This is a genomic window from Rhizobium leguminosarum bv. viciae USDA 2370 (genome assembly GCF_002008365.1).
GTDB lineage: Bacteria > Pseudomonadota > Alphaproteobacteria > Rhizobiales > Rhizobiaceae > Rhizobium > Rhizobium leguminosarum.
This window is the reverse complement of the sequence record NZ_MRDL01000059.1, coordinates 482,478-498,087: the sequence shown is the minus strand read 5'-3', so window position 1 is coordinate 498,087 and position 15,610 is coordinate 482,478. Positions and strand designations below refer to the sequence as shown.

The 15,610-nt window shown below is 61.0% G+C and carries 13 protein-coding genes; 6 read left to right on the top strand and 7 right to left on the bottom strand.

Annotated elements, in window-relative coordinates:
* Nucleotide 1: 1 nt before the first annotated feature.
* The 5 genes from BS629_RS36410 to BS629_RS36390 all read right to left on the bottom strand — a co-directional run bounded on the left by BS629_RS36410 (nucleotide 2) and on the right by BS629_RS36390 (nucleotide 5,200).
* Nucleotides 2-1,588, bottom strand: a complete 1,587-nt coding sequence (locus BS629_RS36410) for an ABC transporter substrate-binding protein (protein ID WP_018245812.1) — start codon at nucleotides 1,586-1,588, stop codon at nucleotides 2-4.
* A gap of 146 nt (nucleotides 1,589-1,734) precedes the next feature.
* Entirely contained in the window at nucleotides 1,735-2,688 is a 954-nt protein-coding gene (locus BS629_RS36405; protein ID WP_018245811.1) for a dihydrodipicolinate synthase family protein, read from the bottom strand.
* A gap of 57 nt (nucleotides 2,689-2,745) precedes the next feature.
* Entirely contained in the window at nucleotides 2,746-3,639 is an 894-nt protein-coding gene (locus tag BS629_RS36400) for an SMP-30/gluconolactonase/LRE family protein (RefSeq protein ID WP_018245810.1), read from the bottom strand.
* On the bottom strand, nucleotides 3,636-4,466 hold the full coding sequence (locus tag BS629_RS36395; protein ID WP_026188708.1) for an NAD-dependent epimerase/dehydratase family protein: 831 nt from the start codon (nucleotides 4,464-4,466) through the stop codon (nucleotides 3,636-3,638). Before BS629_RS36395 ends, BS629_RS36400 begins: the two co-directional genes overlap by 4 nt.
* A gap of 20 nt (nucleotides 4,467-4,486) precedes the next feature.
* Entirely contained in the window at nucleotides 4,487-5,200 is a 714-nt protein-coding gene (locus tag BS629_RS36390; protein ID WP_020493434.1) for a FadR/GntR family transcriptional regulator, read from the bottom strand.
* Between the two features lie 323 nt (nucleotides 5,201-5,523).
* On the opposite strand from BS629_RS36390, the gene BS629_RS36385 reads away from it, so the two are divergent.
* The 6 genes from BS629_RS36385 to BS629_RS36360 all read left to right on the top strand — a co-directional run bounded on the left by BS629_RS36385 (nucleotide 5,524) and on the right by BS629_RS36360 (nucleotide 13,839).
* Nucleotides 5,524-7,461 (top strand): ABC transporter substrate-binding protein, encoded by a 1,938-nt coding sequence (locus BS629_RS36385; protein ID WP_018245807.1) that lies wholly within the window; start codon nucleotides 5,524-5,526, stop codon nucleotides 7,459-7,461.
* A 123-nt stretch (nucleotides 7,462-7,584) separates the two neighbouring features.
* Nucleotides 7,585-8,571, top strand: a complete 987-nt coding sequence (locus tag BS629_RS36380; protein WP_018245806.1) for an ABC transporter permease — start codon at nucleotides 7,585-7,587, stop codon at nucleotides 8,569-8,571.
* 9 nt (nucleotides 8,572-8,580) lie between these two features.
* Nucleotides 8,581-9,702, top strand: a complete 1,122-nt coding sequence (locus tag BS629_RS36375) for an ABC transporter permease (protein ID WP_018245805.1) — start codon at nucleotides 8,581-8,583, stop codon at nucleotides 9,700-9,702.
* Between the two features lie 7 nt (nucleotides 9,703-9,709).
* A complete protein-coding gene (locus BS629_RS36370; protein ID WP_018245804.1) occupies nucleotides 9,710-11,431 on the top strand; it encodes an ABC transporter ATP-binding protein in 1,722 nt (573 codons plus the stop codon).
* The gene (locus BS629_RS36365) at nucleotides 11,428-12,639 is read left to right on the top strand and encodes a mandelate racemase/muconate lactonizing enzyme family protein (protein ID WP_018245803.1); all 1,212 of its coding nucleotides are present in this window, start codon (nucleotides 11,428-11,430) and stop codon (nucleotides 12,637-12,639) included. Before BS629_RS36370 ends, BS629_RS36365 begins: the two co-directional genes overlap by 4 nt.
* 12 nt (nucleotides 12,640-12,651) lie before the next feature.
* Nucleotides 12,652-13,839 carry a galactarate dehydratase gene (locus BS629_RS36360; protein WP_018245802.1) on the top strand — a complete coding sequence of 396 codons (1,188 nt, stop codon included), beginning with the start codon at nucleotides 12,652-12,654 and terminating at the stop codon, nucleotides 13,837-13,839.
* Between the two features lie 66 nt (nucleotides 13,840-13,905).
* Here the strand turns inward: BS629_RS36360 and BS629_RS36355 are convergent, their stop codons facing one another.
* Both BS629_RS36355 and BS629_RS36350 read right to left on the bottom strand, forming a co-directional pair.
* Nucleotides 13,906-14,478, bottom strand: coding sequence for an NADPH-dependent FMN reductase (locus tag BS629_RS36355; RefSeq protein WP_018245801.1), 573 nt, complete (start codon nucleotides 14,476-14,478; stop codon nucleotides 13,906-13,908).
* Nucleotides 14,479-14,515: 37 nt separating this feature from the next.
* Complete coding sequence (locus tag BS629_RS36350) at nucleotides 14,516-15,181, bottom strand: nitroreductase (protein ID WP_018245800.1); 666 nt, start codon at nucleotides 15,179-15,181, stop codon at nucleotides 14,516-14,518.
* Nucleotides 15,182-15,610 lie beyond the last annotated feature (429 nt).

The following is a 15,610-nucleotide window of genomic DNA, read 5'->3' as shown; positions in this document are numbered from 1 at the left end:
TCTACTCCTTGGTCACGTCATGCCAGCGCGTCGACCATGTCGTGTGCCCATGATAGCCCTTGACGTTGGCGCGCATGACATAAGGGTCGGTTCGCTGGAAGAAGATGACGAGCGGCGAGGCCATGCCGCTGTAAATGCCGTCCATCTTCTTGAAGATATCCGTGCGCTTGCCGGTATCGCGCTCCTTCATCGATTGGTCGACGAGTGTGTTGAGCTCGTCCACCTTCATGCCTGTGCGCCAAAGATAATAGCTGCCGAGACGCGCCTCGTCGCTATTGTCGGGATTGTAGGCATATTGCGTGGCTACCGCGAAAGGATCAGGCAGTCGGGCGCCGGAATTGCCAAGCAGCACTTCGTATTTTCGCTCGCGGAAGGCCGGCGTGAATTCGCCTGGCACGAGATCGAGATCGAGGCCGGCGGCGCGGGCGCTCGCCTGCAGCGCTTCGGCGAAGGGCAGTGTCGGCGCACCTGACGGATTGAGCACCTTCTTCAGCCCATTGGGGTAGCCGGCTTCCGCCAGCAGTTGCTTGGCCTTGGCAGGATCGTAATCGTAACGTGAGGCAGCTTCCTCAGGGGCACCGATCATGCCGCGCGGGATCATCGACTGCCAGGGGAAGCCGGTATAGCGCATGATGTTGCCGGAGATCGCCTTCCAGTCAAAGGCATGCTGGAAGGCCTCGCGAACCTTCGGCTTCTGCAGATCCGGGTCCTTCTGGTTGAGCGCGATATAATAAAAACCGAGGCCTGGAACGCTTTCGATCACCATGTCCTTTTTGGTGGACAGGGCGTCGAGGTCGCCGCTTGCTAGGTATTGGCCGACATCGACGTCTCCGGCTTCGAGCTGCAGTCTGAGGTTGCCGGATTCTGGAATGTGCCGGGCGACGACGCGAGCCATGGCCGGCGCCCCGCCCCAATAGTCCTTCCGTGCGTTGAAGATCGCAACGTCGTTCGGCCGCCATTGCGTCAGAGCGAACGGGCCGCTGCCGGCGGAATTGGCAGAAAGCCATGCACCGCCGAAGTCGCCATTTGCCTCATGCGACAGTGCCGTCTTCTTGTCGATGATGCCGATCGATGAGCCGGCAAGCGAATAGAGCACCAGATCGGTGTTCACAGCCTGCGGCAGCTCGATTTCGAGGGTATGCTCGTCCTTTGCCCGAACAAGCTTTTCGACGTTGTCGGGTGTAAAGCCCCAGAGAGCGACGTCGGTGGAGCCGACCTGGCCCATCTTGATGACGCGCTGGATCGACCAGGCCGCATCGTCGGCCGTCACCTTGTTGCCGCTCTGGAAGACCGCATCATCGCGCAATGTCAGCGTGATAATCTTGCCATCCGCCGAGACGCTCCATTGCGTCGCGAGCATCGGCTTCAACGTTTTAAGGTCGTCCGGCGACAGCTGCACGAGGTTGTCGTAAATGTTCGAAATCAGTTCGGAAACCGTGCGGGCGTTGTTCTGCGCCGGATCGAGCGTCCTTATGCCCGTGAGATTGGTGCCGATCACCAGCATATTGGGCGGCGACGCCGCGAAGCTGGGCTGCGCCGTCATCATGGCGCCGGTAATTGCGATCGTTGTCAGTACCTGTCTCAACATCTCAAGACCTCCCAATCCTGTTGTTTGCGGAAATAGAGCAATTCCAGGAAAAGTGCGAAGCGGTTTTCCGTCCGGAATTGCGTAAAAACAAAGGGTTAGAGCGGCTCCGCGTTTCCATGAATAGCGGAGCCGCTCTCGTGTCGAACTCAGCCGGCCGCCTTTGCGGAATCCTGCTGGTGTGGATGGATCTGGTTGTTGCCGGCGGCATCCCAGCGCTGAAGCAGCCGATGGAGTTCCTCGCGGTCATGCCGATCGAGCAGCGGCAATCCCGGCACGCGCACGGGGCCGACATCGAGGCCGGAATAGGTGACGGCCTCCTTGACGACAGTCACGTTCGCACCATTGCGGAATTTGGTCCGCATCCGCTCGAACGGTTCAAGCTGGTTGACGATAGCCCTTGCCGCGCCGAAGTCTCCTCTTTCGAGTGCATCGTGAACGGCAAGCGACAGGTGCGGCGCGACATTGACGAGACCGGATGTGAAGCCGCGCGCGCCCGCAGCCGTAAATGTCGGCGCCCAGCTCTCCGCCAGGCCGCAGACGAACAGTGCGCCGGCCGGATCGGCTGCAGCGATCGCTCTGGACAGCAGCATCAGATCGGTGGTGGCAAATTTGATGCCGGCAATATTGCCGTGATTTGCGAGACGGGTGATATCTTCGACACTGAAACCCTCGGCCCTGACATAGGCGATGAGCGGCAGGGTGGAAGCATCCGCAAGATTGCAGAAATAGTCGATCTGGGACGAAGGTGCTGCGAAAGGATCGACGGGCTGATGCGACATGACGGCGGATGCGCCGATCGTGGCCGCATCTTTCGCCATGCCGATCGCCTCGCGCAGCGATCGGCCGATTGCCGCCGTCACCGGCGCCTTGCCGTTGACGCCTGAAACCGCCGCCTCATGGACGATCCTGATTTCTTGCGGCGTCAGAGCATAGAATTCCCCGGTATTGCCGGCAGCGACAATGTTGTGAATGCCGGCTGCCGCGACCCGCTCATAGACTTTCGCCGTGATCCGAGGTTCGACTTCACCTTTGCCGTCATAGGCGGTGACCGGAACACCCGATACGCCTGTAAGCGCCTTGCGCATGGTTGCGATGCTCATCTTTCTTCCCCGTTATCTTTCCATCTATTCGCTGTCATTTCGAAGGGAGGCTCGCTGTCATCCCGGAGGGTGACCGGTCCCGAAGCGGAAGGGCGGCAGGCCCTTTGCATCCACGTCGAAGGCGATGACCGTCCCCGCCTCGAAACGTCCGGTACGGTCCGTCGACAGGCTCGTGACAAAGAGGGTGCGCAGATCCGGCCCTCCGAAACACGGCATTGTCGGTGCCGCGACCGGCAGAATGTAGATCTCGACGATTTCGCCTTCGGGCGATATTCGGTTGAGGCGACCGGCAGAAACGCCGGCGCTCCAGTAGAACCCATCGCGATCGGTTGTCGCTCCGTCCGGACGACCCTCGTCTTCCGTAAAGCTGCGAAGCCGGCGCCCATCGCCGAGGTCGCCCGTATCAGGATCGAAGTCGAATGCCTGCAGGAAGCATTGCCGGCTGTCGGAGTGATACATCCGCCGGCCGTCCGGCGACCAGGCAAGGCCGTTGGAGCTCGTCAGTCCGGTTGCAACGGTCCGCGTGCGGCCATCGGCGCTAACGCGGTAAAGTGCGGCATCATCGATCTGCGGCTTGGCTTCGCTGATCGAGCCGATCCAGAAGTGCCCGTCGGGGCCGACCTTTCCGTCATTGAGGCGGCAGTTGATGTGTCGCCCGACTGGATCGGACACGAGCTCAAAATCTCCAGAGGCGGGATCGAAGAGATGGACGCCCGTCTGAAGCGCCACGACGATCTTGTGATCGCGGCAAAGCCCGAGGGCGCCGATTGCTGTCGGCATGTCGAAGCGGTCGATCTTTCCTGAACCCGAGAGCCGGACGAGCGCCGGCGCCTGAATATCGACGAACCACAAAGTGCCGGTCTCCTCGTCCCATACCGGCGATTCACCAACCGTCAGCGGCTGCTGGATCACGGAACGGACGTCCGGGCGGATGACTAGCGGGGCCGTCATTCAACTGTCTCCAGGCTCGTGGCCAGACCCTCGGCGTCGCGCATGCGGATGGTGCCGTCGTGATTGATCTCACAGAACCCGCCACCCTGGAACGCAAGCGCGACCGGCCCTTCGGATCCCTCCTCGATGCGGGCGTGATCGCGCGGCCGGTCCTGTGGCTGGTAGCCCAATCGTGCCGCCAGACCGTTGTCCCACCAGATCTCCTCGGCATCAGAAACGCCATAAACCACCGTTGCTGCGATCAACGGGTGCGACAGGCCGATCCTGACCAATTGCGCCAGGTCTCGCGCGCTGATCCAGATCGCAACAGATCGCTCGCTGTTGGGATAGGTGCCCGCATTGCCGATGCGGATGGAAAGAGAGCGAATGCCTGATGTGTCGTAATACAGCCCCGCCACAAGTTCGCCCCAGCATTTGGAAAGTCCATAAGGGCTGTCGGGGCGCATCGGGTCGAGCGGCGACACGAGTTGGCCGCGCGGATAAAAGCCCGTGGCATGGTTGCTCGATGCATAGACGACCCGCTGGACCTTGTTGGTCCGCGCCGCTTCGTAAAGATTGTATGTTCCAAGCACGTTCGCGTGCAGAATGGCGTTCATGTCGATGCCGCTTGCAATGCCGGCGAGATGAACCACACCGTCGACATCCTTCAGCGCAGCCGTCGCCTCGTCGAGCTTTGTAAGATCGGCCTTTAGGAAGCTCTCGTTTTCGCCAAGCTCGTCAGGCTCCTGGAGATCGATCAGGCTGAGGTGCTCGACATGCGACCGAAGGAGCGGGCGCAGCAGAGTTCCTACACGTCCGGCAGCACCCGTCATGGCGACCCGTTTCATCATTTCTCCTCCCATTGTGCTCACACGCCTTGGAACATGCGGGCGCGAGCATTCAGTATGTGTTTTTTCATCGCATCATGCGCTTCGGTTTCCCGGTGCGCGAAGATTGCCTCGACGATCACCGCATGCTCGTCCTGGACGCTGCGGATCTGTTCCGGCGTCCGCTTCAAGCTCAAGCTTCTCGTAACGGAATGCCCGATGGCGAAATGCGGCTTGAACCACTCGCGCAGCGTGATGTGGAACTGGTTACCGGTCGCCATGGCAATTGCGTCATGCAGAGCCTGGTCTTCCTCGGCACCAAGCTCTCCGTTGCGCAGGCATTGTTCGATCGAAAGAAGCGCTGCCGTTATCCGCTCCTTGTCGGCCGGCTGCCAGTTCCGTGCGGCAAGCTCCGCCGCCTCGGCTTCGAGACCGGCGCGGAATTCGAAGAACCGCTGGACATCGGCCAAGGAGCCGACCGGCACCATTTTCAGCATCGACGAATCCGGCCTTTGCCTGACATAGGAACCGGAACCCTTGCGCGAAACGACCAAGCCGTCGGCTCTCAAGCGTTCAAGCGCTTCGCGCACGACGGGTCTCGATGCGCCGAAATCTGCGGCAAGCTTCGTCTCCGGTGGCAGTCGTTCGTTCACCGGAAAGTTGCCGTCGGCGATCATCCCCACGATCTTCTCGTAGATGATGTCGCTGAAGCGCGTTGCGCCCCTGTTCGAAACGGCATCGACCGTAAATGTCATTCTGGTCCTTTTCTCTCGTCTCTCGACGCCATGCGACGGCGTTGACGGTCGCACCCTGGCTGTCGCCGACCATGATGTTCAGGGCGGCGCACAGCATCTGACAGATCGAACGTTTTTGATCCTGCTGGCCGTATTTCAGCGGCACAACATCGTATTTCGATGCTGCATCGCTACAAAATTTGTAATTATCTGTCAACTCTTGTAATCATTTGCGAACGTGTCTATGGTTCAGGTCGTAGCGCCGAGGAGGGCGCGGCGGCGGGTCGGGAGCCCGCCGCATCGGCCGGGGCAAAGGCTGCGCCGGCACAAAAGGGAGGAATTCGATGGCCAATGAAATACTGTCGCGTGGTGTCACCCGCCGCGCCGTACTTGGCGGCATGGCTGGTGTCGCGGCGCTGTCTATCGCCGGTCGCGTCTCTGCCGCAGGTGGCGAAGCGCCAGCACTTGCGCAACTCGCCAAGGATGGAAAGCTGCCGCCGCTCGCCGAGCGCCTGCCGAAAAAGCCGATGGTCGTGACGCCGTTCGAGAAAGTCGGCACCTACGGCGGTTCGCTGCGCCGAGGCCTTCGCGGTTCATCCGACCATAACGGCATCCTGCGCATGGTCGGCAACCAGAGCCTCGTGCGCTGGAACCTCGATTTTACCGCCGTGCAGCCGAACCTTGCCGAACGCTGGGAAGTCAGCGATGACGCAACGCAATTCACGTTCCATCTCATCGAAGGCGTGCGCTGGTCGGACGGTCATCCCTTTACGGCCGATGACGTTGTCTTCGCGATCGAAGATTGCGTCAAGAACACCGAGCTTTACAGCTCGACACCGGCGCAGCTTGCGGTCGCCGGCAAGCCGGTCACCGTCGAGAAGATCGACGATTATACGGTGAAGTTCACCTTTGCGGCCGCCAACGCGCTTTATCTGGAAAACCTCGCCACGCCGCTTGGTCAGCATCCGACGCTGTTCCCGAAGCACTACTGCAGCCAGTTCCTGCCGAAATATAATCCGAATATCGAGGCCGATGCGAAGAAGGCCGGCGTCACCAGTTGGACGGAGCTGTTCCGCAGCCGTTGCGGCGACATCGAGATCCCGTCGCGATGGGGTAATGTCGACAAGCCGACACTCGATCCATGGGTGATCAAGGAGCCCTATGCCGGTGGCGCGACGCGCGTCGTCATGACCCGCAACCCTTATTTCTGGCAGGTCGATACCGAGGGCAACCAGCTTCCCTACATCGATGAAATCAACTTCGGCATCTCGCAGGACGTCGAATCGCTGATGCTGAATGTCATCTCGGGAAAGATCGACATCCAGGAACGCCATATCAGCGTTCTGGCCAACAAGCCGACGCTGTCCAAGAACATGGAGAAAGGCGATTATCGGCTGCTGACGCTCGTGCCTTCGGCCTCGCAACAGTGCCAGATCTACTTCAACATCACCCACAAAGATCCTGCCATGCGCAAGATGTTTGCGGATAAGGCGTTCCGGCAAGCGCTCTCGATCGGCATCAATCGCCCGGAACTCATCGACATCGTCTATTTCGGACAGAGCGAGCCCTACCAGGCTGGGCCGCGTCCGACCCATCCCTGGTATAACGAGAAATACGCACGCCAGTTCACTGAATATGACGCCGACAAGGCAGGCGCGATGCTCGATGAGGCCGGCTACAAGAAAGGCGGCGACGGTTTCCGGCTGAGGCCCGACGGCCAGAAAGTATTCTTCTCGATCGACGTCATTCCGACGCTCTATCCCGACCTCGTCGATGCCCTGGAACTGGTCAAGACGCATTGGGCCCAGATCGGTATCGACATGAAGGTCAACACGATCGAGCGGGCGCTCTATTACACCCGCGGCGACGACAATGCCCATGATGCGGCGGTATGGCCGGGCCCTGGCGGTCTCGATCCGATGCTCGATCCGCGCGATTTCTTCGCTTTCCATCCGCAGGGCTCGCGTTATGCCATTCCGTGGACGCTTTGGTACACCTCCAACGGTGCACGTGGCGAAGAACCGCCGGAAAGCCAGAAGAAGCGCATGAAGCTCTTCGACGAAGCACGTTCGACGGCTGATCTCGACAAACGCGGCGCGATCATGAAGCAGATCTTCGACATCGCGGCTGAGGAGTTCGAGACCGTCGGCCTTTGCCTTGCTGTCGGCGGTTTCGGCATCATCCGCAACAATCTGCGCAATGTTCCCGAGAAGGAGCCGGATAGCTGGTCCTGGCCCAATCCCGGCCCTGCAATGCCGCAGCAATTCACCTTCACGAGCTGATTTTCGTCTTAAGCGCCGTGCCCGACGGTACGGCGCTTTCTTTCAGTTCGCCCTCCGAGATGCCTTGCCGGTCCTGACGGCCGACAAGGCCGGGTGGGCGGCGTTCAATGCAAGAGGCGCCTTATGCTGGTCTTTATCGCCAAACGCTTCCTATGGATGATTCCATCGCTGTTTGCCGTCAGCTTCCTCGCTTTCGTGCTGATCCAGCTGCCGCCAGGCGATTATGTTACGACCTATATTGCGACGCTGGCAGCCTCCAACGAGATCGTCGATCAGAACACGGCGGCGCAGTTGCGCGAGCGCTTCGGCCTCGGCGACCCTATGCTCATCCAATATTTCAAATGGATATGGGGCATTCTTACACGCGGCGATTTCGGCATTTCCTTCGAATGGCAGCAGCCGGTCTCTGACCTGATCTGGGAGCGTATGGCGCTGACGCTCGTTCTGGCTCTGTCGACATTGATCGCTACCTGGGCGATCGCACTGCCGATCGGAGTCTATTCCGCGGTGCGCAAATATTCGATCGGCGACTATTTCTTCACTGCCTTCACCTTTTTCGGCCTGGCCGTTCCGTCCTTCCTGCTGGCGCTGGTACTGATGTATGTCGCGGCGGTCGAATTCGGACAGGATGTCGGCGGGCTCTTTTCGCCGGAATATGAGAACGCGTCCTGGAGCTTCGCCAAGATGGTCGACCTCTTCTCGCATCTCTGGCTTCCCGTCATCATCCTTGCCGTCTCCTCGACGGCGAGCCTCATCCGCGTCATGCGCGCGAACATGCTCGATGAGCTGCCGAAGCCTTACGTCACAACGGCACGGGCAAAAGGTCTCTCTGAGTTCCGGCTGCTGATGAAATATCCTCTGATGATCGCGCTCAATCCGTTCATCTCGACGATTGCCTGGCTGCTGCCCAACCTCATTTCCGGCTCGGTCGTCGTCGCCATCGTCCTCAATCTGCCGACGGCAGCACCTTTGCTGCTGCAGGCGCTGATGGCCCAGGACATGTATCTCGCCGGCGCCTTCGTTCTGCTGATCTGCGCGCTGACGCTGATAGGCTCTTTGATCAGCGACATCCTGCTTGCGTTGGTCGATCCCCGCATCCGGTTGGAATAGGAGCCTTACATGGCCGACATCACCGTTACGAACATTCCGCCGGATCGCGCCGCCGTCGCGTCGCAGTGGCAGCTCATCTGGTGGGCTTTCCGCCGGCATCGGCTGGCCATGGTGGCGCTCGTCGTCACCGTGCTGATGTATATCGTCGCCCTGCTTCCCGGCTTTTTCGCCATCAACGATCCGAACCTGCAAAATGCGCGGGCGACTTTTCACCCGCCGCAGAGATTGCATCTGATCGATACGCAGAACGGGTTCTCCTTCGGCCCGCATTATTATCCGATGAAGCTGACCCGCGATCCTGAGACGCTGGCCGCCATCTTCAAGGAAGACACGACAAAACGTGTCGACGTCGAGTTCTTCGGGCGCGGCTACGAATATTCGGTGTTCGGCCTGTTCAGGACCAACATCCATCTGATCGCCTCACCCGACAAGACGACGCCATTGCTTCTGTTCGGCGCCGACAGGCTTGGGCGCGATGTCTTCAGCCGAACGGTCCAAGGCTCGCAGATCTCGTTGTCGATCGGCCTCGTCGGTGTCTTCTTCTCGCTCATGCTCGGCATCGTGCTCGGCGGTATCTCGGGATATTACGGCGGCCGCATCGATTTCTTCCTGCAGCGGGTGATCGATTTTGTGCTGTCGCTGCCGACGATCCCGATCTGGTTGGCAATGGCCGCGGCGCTGCCACAGGACTGGCCTGCGACGCTGCAATATATGATGATCACGATCATCCTGTCGCTGACGGGTTGGGCACAGCTCGCCCGCGTCGTTCGCGGCCGCTTCCTGTCTTTGCGCACCGAGGAATTCGTCGCCGCCGCGAGGCTCGACGGTGTTCGCGAAAGGCGCATCATCTTTCGCCACATGTTGCCGAGCTTTGCCAGCCATATCATCGCGTCGATCACGCTTGCGGTGCCGGCGATGATCCTTGCCGAAACCTCTCTCTCCTTCCTCGGGCTCGGTCTGCAGCCACCGACCATCTCCTGGGGCGTGCTTCTGCGCGAGGCCCAGAACATTCGCTCGATCGCCACCGCGCCATGGCTCTTCATGCCGGGCTGTGCCGTCGTGGTCGCCGTGATGGCGCTCAACCTTCTCGGCGACGGCCTGCGCGATGCGGCCGATCCCTACAACAAATGAGGCCGGCATGACCGATATCGTTCCCATTGCCGGTAGGCCGCTGCTCCAGGTGAAAAATCTGACGGTCGAGTTTCCTCTGCGCACCGGCGTCTTTCGCGCCGTTAGCGATCTGTCTTTCTCGATCGAGCCGGGCAAGACGCTCTGTGTCGTCGGCGAAAGCGGATCCGGCAAGTCGGTGACGGCGCGATCGATCCTGCAGATCGTCGATGCGCCCGGCCGCATATCCGGCGGATCGATCATACTGAACAATCAGGACGGCGGCTCGATCGATCTGACCAGCCTCAATCCGCGCGGGCGTCAGATCCGAGCGATCCGCGGCCGCGACATCGCCATGATCTTCCAGGAGCCGATGTCGTCGCTGTCGCCGATCCACACGGTCGGCAACCAGATCGTCGAGGCGCTTCGCCTTCACACCAGGATGAGCAAGGCAGAGGCGCGCGCTGAAGCCATATCGCTGCTCAAGCAGGTCGAAATTCCCTCGCCTGATAAAGCGCTGGACCGATATGCCTTTCAATATTCCGGCGGGATGCGTCAGCGCGCTATGATTGCCATGGCGCTCGCCTGCAAACCGCAACTGCTGATCGCCGACGAGCCGACCACGGCCCTCGACGTGACGACCCAGGCCGAAATTCTCGACCTGATCGCAAGGCTGCAGAAGGCCAAGGGCATGGCCGTTCTGTTCATTACGCATGACATGGGCGTCGTGGCGCAGATTGCCGACGATGTGCTCGTCATGCACAACGGCGTCGCCAAGGAATATGCGCCGGTCGAGCAGATTTTTCATGCGCCGCAAGACGACTATACCCGCATGCTGATCGGCTCGGTGCTGAAGCTGGAAGCAAAGGCCGAAATCCGGCAGGCGCGCGCGCCGCTCGATACGACGGCGCCACCGATCCTCGAACTCCGCAATGTATCGATGGATTTCGGTGAGGTGAAAGCGCTGGACGATGTTTCCATTTCGCTTCTGCCGGGCGAAACGCTGGGCATCGTCGGCGAGAGCGGCTCCGGAAAGACGACGATGGGCCGCTCGATCATGCGGCTGATCGATCCGACTGCAGGTGAAATCCTCTATCGCCGCGCCGACGGCGACATCATCGATCTGGCAACGGCAAAAGGTCAGACGCTTGCCGCCGCAAGGCGGGAATTGCGAATGGTGTTTCAGGATCCTTTCGGCTCCCTCAACCCGCGCATGACCGTCTCCCAGATCATCGGCGAGCCGCTGCTCGTCAATGGCGTCGCAAAGGGGCGGGCGCTGGAGGAGCGCGTTTGCCATCTGATGGAACAGGTTGGCCTCGACCCGAGGGCGCGCGAACGCTACCCGCACGCATTCTCCGGCGGCCAGCGCCAGCGCATCGGCATTGCCCGCGCCATCACCCTCAATCCGCGTGTCATCGTTGCCGATGAGGCAACCTCGGCGCTCGACGTCTCCGTGCGCTCGCAGGTGCTCGATCTGTTGATGCGCCTGCAGGACGAACTCGGTCTCGCCTATATCTTCATCAGCCATGACATCGGCGTTATCCGCTACATGTGCGACCGTGTCGGCGTCATGTACAAAGGCCAGCTCGTCGAAATTGGCGATGCGGAGAAGGTCTGCCGCACGCCCGAGCACGCCTATACGCAGGCGCTCATATCAGCGATCCCGCGCCCCGATCCGCGCGATCGCGATCATTCGCGGCGTTTCCGCTACGTCGCGCCGGACATTCTGAAAAATGGAACTTTTCAGCGATGAAAATCACCGGGATCCGTACTTTTCTCATGCATGTCGGTCAGCCCGACCCCGCGAACTGGGCTTCCGACCAACGTTCTGGCGGTGGCGCCTCCAAGCAGTTTGGCGGCACCAGAAACTGGCTTTTTCTGAAGATCGATACCGACGAGGGCATTACCGGCATCGGTGAATGCTCGGGCTGGCCGCGCGTCGTCGAGACGGCGATCCATGATCTCGCGCCACTCCTCGTGGGCGAAGATCCGGCTCATATCGAACGGCTGTGGCAGAAGATGCATATCGCCATGATGGGCCACGGCATGCTCGGGACGGTCGGCGGCGGTGCGATGACCGGCATCGACATGGCGCTTTGGGACGTCAAGGGCAAGGCGCTCGGCGTGCCTGTCTGGATGCTGCTCGGCGGCAAGGTGCGTGACCGGATCCCGATCTATTCGCATGCGAATACGCCCGAGCGAGCGCTTGCCCTCAAAGCGCGCGGCATAAAGGCGATCAAATGCGGCGGTGTCGCCGATCCGGTCCGCAAGGTCGCCGCGTTGCGTGACGCCGTCGGCGACGACATGGACATCGCCATCGATCTGCATGGACCGCCGTGGCTGACGCCTGCGGATGCCTGCCGGCTGGTTCGGGCGCTTGAACCCTATGAATTGATGTGGGTGGAAGATCCGATCGCGCCGGAGAATTTCGACGGCTACCGGCGCATCCGCGACGCAGCGCATGTGCCGCTTGCGGCCGGCGAACGTTCGGCGACTATCTTCGGCGAGCGCGAGCTCATCGAAAAGGAGCTGGTGGACGTGATCCAGCCGGACACGGGCCGGGCCGGCGGCATCACCCAGATGAAGAAGATCGCTGCCATGGCCGAGGCGCATCATATCCAGATGGCGCCGCATTCGGGCTCGCTCGGGCCGGTGGCGGAATATGCGGCTCTGCATCTGCTTGCGGCGATCCCGAACGCCCTCATTCTCGAGCGCCTCGACGATGACTGGGACGGCCGCCGCCAGACGATCGTGCCGCATCCGCAACAGGTTGACGGCTTGATCGCCGTTCCTGATGGCCCGGGACTTGGCTGCGATATCGACGAGGCTTTCGTGGCGCGCTTCCCCAGCAACGGCAATGTCTCGGTGCCGCAAAGTGCCGGCGCCTACAATCCCGGAACCGACAACGAGCATCTCTACGTGCAGACGCGCCTGTCACGCCGCACCTATTTCAATCGCTAGAAGGACAGAAAGATGAAGATCGACCGCATGCGGGTTTTCATGACCCGCGACAAGGACCGTCCCCGCGTGATCGTCGCGCTCGACACCGATGACGGGCTAACGGGCTGGGGCGAATGCTACAATCACGGCCCCGACAAGGCGCTTCCGCCGCTCCTGGATTATCTTTACGAATTTCTGTCCGGCCAGGATCCGACACGCGTCGACTATCTCGTCAATCTGTTGATCCAGCAAAGCCGGTTCCCGCCGGGCGCGCTCGGCCTTGCCGCGATCTCCGCACTCGATCACTGCCTGTGGGACCTCGCCGCCAAGGCGGCAAACGTCCCGGTCTACAAGCTGCTGGGCGGCGAGGTGCGCGACCGCATCAAGGTCTATGCCGGCGTCTATACCGCACCGGATGCACCGGCGGCCCGCGACGAGTTCGATCGTCTGAAGGAAGGGTGGGGTTTCACCGCCTTCAAGCTCAGCCCCTGGCGTATCGACATGCACTCCAATCGCTGGGGCAATGTCGTCAAAGCCTCGGCGGATTATTTCCGCTCGCTGCGCGAAACGGTCAATGACGAATATGAGATCGCCTTCGACGCCCATGCGAAGATTTTCGAGCCGATCGCCGCAAGGCAACTCGGCAATGCCTTGGCGCCCTACGACCCTCTGTTTTTCGAGGAGCCGCTGCGTCCTGAAAATATCGAGGCTTGGGGCGATCTGAAACAGGGGCTCAACTGCGTGCTGGCGACCGGCGAGTCGCTCTATAACAGAAACGAGTTCCTGCGCCTGCTGCAGGTCAAGGGCGCCGACCTCATCCAGCCCGACATCTGCGTCGTCGGCGGCATCAGCGAAATGCGCCGTATTGCCACCCTCGCCGAAGCCTTCTTCGTCGGCGTGGCGCCGCACAACCCGATGGGTCCACTTGCGACGGCGGTCAACGTTCATTTTTCTGCGGCGGCACAGAATTTCCGTATCCTCGAATACCGGCTGCCAAAGGGACAGGCCTACGTCTATGGCGGCCTCGATATCGAGAAGCGGGAGGGGGAAACCCGTTACGTCGTCGATCCCTATCTGCCGAAGGACGGCTATCTGGAGCTGCGTCCCGACCGGCCCGGCTGGGGCGTCGAAATGGACGAGAAGGCGATGGAAGAGGAAGGCTACATCCATTGGCAGCGGCGCGTGCCGAAGCGGCCCGACGGCTCCTACGCCTTCGCCTGAGGGCATTGCCCCCTTTAAAAACAGGAGCTGGCCGCCCGGATGGACGCGGCCAGCTCCCGCAGGGCTCTAGGCATCTTTCGGCAGCACTGAGCGAACCCTTGCGATGAAGACATGGAAGTCCTGCATGAAAGTGCGAAGGAAATCGGCGGTGGTGTCTTTCGTGACCTCGCCGTCATCGGTGATCAGGCCCGGCGTGAACTGGATGTAGGCTTCCGGGGCATTCATCTGGGGAGAGTTGCAGAAACTGAGCACGCTGCGCAAATTCTGCTGGGCGACTGCTGTGCCTATCGCGCCCGGCGACGTGCCGATCACCGCTGACGGCTTACGTGTGAACGAGTTGGTGCCGTAGGGGCGGCTCGCCCAGTCGATTGCGTTTTTCAGCCCGCCGGGTATGGATCGATTGTATTCGGGCGTAACGAACAGCACGGCGTCGACGGCTGCGATTGCCGCCTTGAATGTCTTGCCAGCCGGAGGGTAGTCGGCGTCATAGTCGTAGCTGTAGAGCGGCAGGTCCTTGAAGGATATCTCCGACATTTCAAGTTCCGGCGGCGCGAACCGCACCAACGCCTTGGCGAGCTTGCGGTTGATCGAGCCCTTGGCCAGGCTGCCGATGAGATAACCTACTTTATGCGTGGTCATGGCGTTCTCCAATATCTCGCATGATGATGGCAAGTCACTATTCGCCGAGGAACGTGACCGTCTCGCCGAGCGGGGCGCGGCCTGTACGGGCATAACTGACCGTGGGGTCCTCGTACCCGATCGACATGCCGCAGAAGAGGATGAGCCCGTCGGGGGGTGACAGGACCTCCGCGACCGTCTCGCGAACCTGCGACCACGCCATCTGCGGGCAACTGTGAAGACCTTCGGCGCGGAGCAGCAGCATGACCGTCTGCAGATACATGCCGACGTCGGCCCATTGGGGCAGGCCCAGGTCACGATCGATGTAGCAGAACAGGGCGGCGGGCGCGCCGAAACAGTTCCAGTTGGCGATTGCTGCCCGCTGGCGCGCCTCCCAATCCTCGCGCGCAATACCGAGCGCGCTGTAGCGCTCCTTGCCGAAGGCGGACCGGCGCTCCCCATAGGGGGACTTCAGTGCGGGCGGGTACATCTCGTACTGCCGCTTGTCCCAGGCGTCGCCATGGGCCACGCGCTCGACGGCGGACGTCTTGAGCTCAGCCAGCGGCGCGCCAGTCATCACGTAGGTGTTCCACGGCTGGATGTTCGATCCTGACGGCGACCAAGCTGCGGCGGACAGCACACGCTCAAGCACCTCCCTCTCCACAGGCTTGTCTTTGAACCCGCGCACCGATCGTCGACTTTTGACTGCCTCATATACGTCCATGATCGCCTCCGTCCGCCCGGACGGCCGGGCCAGCGTTGTGGCCCAACATCGCGCCTGGCAGCGCTCGCATCCCATCGCTGACCGCCGTTACGTCAATCTCGCCGATATCAAGCGCATAGCGCGACGGAACCAGCTCGCCGGGTTCCAGTCTGCCGGGGTATGAGGTGTTGTCCATACTCATGGTCGTTTCGTCCTGACTGTTCCGTTCCTGATGTGGTTCATTATCTCCATTCGCAATGGAGGCGTAATCACACGGTGGTCTAGGAGGGGTACATCAAACGTACATCAGGGATCGATGTGTTCGAGGGGCATGTCGGCGAGGCATCGCGGGACTTGGTGCTTACACTCAAGCCGCAGTCATCTCCTCGAAACCGCGTTCTTCGCCATTGCGCTGCTCTTCGCTGCCGCGGCGCCAACCATCAGCTGTGT